Genomic DNA, 3,433 nt, shown 5'->3' on the forward strand with positions numbered 1-3,433 from the left:
GCCGGGGTGGAGACCCTGGTGGTGCTGATGGGGGTAAGCCAGCGGCAACAGCTGGCCGCCCAGCTCATCGCCCTGGGGCGGCCGCCGGCTGAGCCGGTGGCCTTCATTGAACGGAGCAGTACCCCCAGGGAGCGGGTGGTGGAGGCCACCTTAGCCCAGGTGGCCCAAGGAGAGGTCGCCGTGGAGGCCCCCGCTGTGTGGGTAATAGGGGAAGTCGTGCGGTGGCGGCAAGCGGTGGGCAGGCCCACCCAGCGGTACTTGCAGCCCAAGGAGCGGTGAAGATGTCTGAGAAGCTATCCAAGGTAGAACACATCAAACGGCAAAGCCGGCGGCTGCGCGGCCCGGTAGACCAGGAGCTTAACAACGGGCTGGATCACTTCAGCGAGGAGGGCTACCAGATCCTCAAGTTCCACGGTATCTACCAGCAGGACGACCGGGACGTGCGCAAGGCCCGCAAGGCCCAGGGTCTGGGCCCTGAGTACAGCTTCATGATCCGGGTGGCCATTCCTGGCGGGGTGCTGAGCCCCGCGCAGTACCTGGCTCTGGACGACCTGGCCGATCGGCTGGGCAACGCCACCCTGCGCATCACCACGCGCCAGGCCATCCAGTACCACGGCGTGCGCAAGGGCGGGCTCAAGCCCTTAATCCAGACCCTGCACCACCATCTCCTGACCACCCTTTCGGCCTGCGGCGACGTGGTGCGCAACGTGGTGGCCTGTCCGGCCCCTTTTACCGACGGGGTACGGGCCGAGGTCATGGCCTATGCCCGCGAGCTCTCCCAGCGGCTCAAGCCCCGCACCCGGGCCTACTATGAGATCTGGTTGGACGGTGAAAAAGCCGTGAGCGCCGAGGAAAGCGAGCCTCTGTACGGCGACACCTATCTGCCGCGCAAGTTCAAGATTGCCTTCGCCGCGCCGGGGGACAACTGCGTGGATGTGTACACCCAGGACATCGGGATTGTGCCGCAGGTGGGGGCGGGCCTCGAGGGCTTCACCCTGCTGGTGGGGGGCGGCCTGGGCCAGAGCCACGGGCTGAAGGAAACCCGGCCCATCCTGGCCAAGCCCCTGACCACCATCCCCAAAGAAAAGCTCTTCGAGGTGGTGGAGGCCATCGTGCGGGTGCAGCGCGACCACGGTCGGCGCGACGAGCGCAAGTTTAGCCGCATGAAGTACCTGGTGGAGGCCTGGGGCCTGGAGCGCTTCAAGTCCACCGTGGAGGCCTACCTAGGCTACACCCTGCCTGCTGCAGAACCCCTGGCCTGGCAGTCCGGCGACGACCACCTGGGCTGGCACTCCCAGGGGGATGGGCGGCTCTTCCTGGGGCTTTTTGTGGAGAACGGGCGGGTGCGGGACAACCTGCGCAAGGGCCTCAGGGCGGCGGTGGAGCAGCTTGGCCTCGAGGTGCGCCTGACCCCGCAGCAGAACCTCCTTTTTGTGAACGTCGAACCCCATCAGCAGGCCGAGCTCGAGGCCCTCCTGAGGGCCCACCAGATCCCTCTCCCCTTCCAGGGCCAGATTCCCCTGGTGGTGCAAAACGCCATGGCCTGCCCGGCCCTGCCCACCTGCGGTTTGGCCATCACCGAGGCCGAGCGGGCCTTGCCCGGGGTAATCCGCGAGGTAGACGCCCTGCTCAGCCGGCTGGGCCTGCAGGAAGGGCCCATTCCGCATATCCGCATGACCGGCTGCCCCAACGGCTGCGCCCGCCCCTACAGCGCCGAGGTGGGGCTGGTGGGCCGCAGCCTGAATAGCTACAGCCTCTACCTGGGGGGAAGCCCCCTGGGCACCCGGCTGGCCGAGCCCTTTTTGGACAACCTCAAGCGGGAGGAGATTGCCTCCGTGCTAGAGCCGCTGCTGGCCTTCTACCGCGAGGCCCGCCAGGAAGGCGAGGCCTTCGGCGACTTCTGCCACCGGGTGGGGCTGGCTGCATTACGGGAGCGCCTCCATGCCGCACCGGCTTAGGCCCTTGGCTTGCCGCAGGCGGGCCCAGGGTGCTAGGGTTGGGGCATGAAGGTTCTGGACGCCCGCTCTGCCGAGCTTTTCGCCCAGGCCCAGGAGGTGATGCCCGGGGGGGTTAGCTCCCCGGTGCGGGCCTTCAAGGCCGTAGGGGGCACGCCCCGCTTCATAGCCCGGGCCCAGGGGGCCTATTTGTGGGATGCCGACGGCAACCGGCTTTTGGACTACGTGGGCTCCTGGGGGCCCATGATTTTGGGCCACAACCACCCCGAGGTGGTGGCGGCCATCCAGGAGGCCCTGCAGGAGGGCCTGAGCTACGGGGCCCCCACCGAGCGCGAAATTGCGCTGGCCCGGCTGGTGCGGGAGGCCTACCCCATGGCCGACCTGGTGCGCTTTGTGAGCAGCGGCACCGAGGCCACCATGAGCGCCTTGCGGCTGGCCCGGGGCTACACCGGGCGCGAGCTCATCGTGAAGTTTCGCGGCAACTACCACGGCCACGCCGATAGCCTCCTGGTGCAGGCCGGCTCGGGCCTGCTCACCGGCAGCGGGGGCACGGCCAGAAGCGCCCCCAGCAGCGCCGGGGTGCCCCAGGCCCTGGCCGAGCTCACCTTGGTGGCCGACTACAACGACCCCGAGGGGCTGGGGGTTCTCTTCGAGCGCCACGGCGAGCAGATTGCCGCGGTGATCTTCGAGCCGGTGGTGGGCAACGCCGGGGTACTGGCGCCCACCCCGGCCTTTTTGGAGGCCCTGCACCGGCTCACCCGGCAGTACGGGGCCCTGCTGATTGCCGACGAGGTGATGACCGGCTTCCGCCTGGCCAAAGGGGGCGCGGTGGAGCGGCTTGGCCTGAAGCCCGACCTGATTTGCTGGGGCAAAATTCTGGGGGGTGGGCTGCCGGTGGGGGCCTACGGGGGCCGGGCCGAGATTATGCAGCAGGTGGCCCCCCTGGGCCCGGTCTACCAGGCCGGCACCCTGAGCGGGAACCCCCTGGCCATGGCCGCCGGCATCGCCACCCTAAAAACCCTCTTCCAAGACCCCCCCTACGCCCGGCTCGAGGCCTACGGAAAGGCGCTGGAAGAGGGGCTGCAAGAGGTGTTCGCCGAGGCGGGCCGGCCCATATGCCTCAACCGGGTGGGCTCCATGGTCACGGCCTTCTTCCGCGAAGGCCCGGTAGAGACCTACGCCCAGGCGGTGGAGTCCGACACCGAGGCCTTCAAGCGCTTCTTCCACGGCCTGCTGCGGCAGGGGGTCTACTGGCCGCCCAGCCAGTTCGAGGCAGCCTTCTTCTCCACTGCCCACGGCGAGCAGGAGCTGGCTTTTACCCTGGAGGCGGCCCAGCTGGCCGTCCGTGGGCTTTAGAGAAAAGAGGGGGTGTGGGGGATCTATAATCCCCCGGTTTTCAAACCGGGGATACATGGACTCCTCCACGTGCTCCGAAGGAGCCCATAGCATAGTGGGCGGCGGATGTGCTATCATATGCA

At 68.0% G+C, this 3,433-nt stretch carries 3 protein-coding genes; all 3 read left to right on the forward strand.

The annotated features are described in order from the left end of the window. On the forward strand, positions 1-279 hold a 279-nt coding region (locus tag DV704_RS12195), incomplete at its 5' end, for an SAM-dependent methyltransferase (protein ID WP_369911274.1). Positions 280-281: 2 nt separating this feature from the next. Further along, the gene (locus DV704_RS11980; protein WP_114799810.1) at positions 282-1,958 is read left to right on the forward strand and encodes an NADPH-dependent assimilatory sulfite reductase hemoprotein subunit; all 1,677 of its coding nucleotides are present in this window, start codon (positions 282-284) and stop codon (positions 1,956-1,958) included. A 45-nt stretch (positions 1,959-2,003) separates the two neighbouring features. Beyond that, on the forward strand, positions 2,004-3,311 hold the full coding sequence (gene hemL, locus DV704_RS11985) for a glutamate-1-semialdehyde 2,1-aminomutase (RefSeq protein ID WP_114799811.1): 1,308 nt from the start codon (positions 2,004-2,006) through the stop codon (positions 3,309-3,311). The last annotated feature ends 122 nt before the right edge of the window (positions 3,312-3,433 follow it).

Source organism: Meiothermus sp. QL-1, from assembly GCF_003351145.1.
Classification (GTDB): Bacteria; Deinococcota; Deinococci; order Deinococcales; family Thermaceae; genus Meiothermus.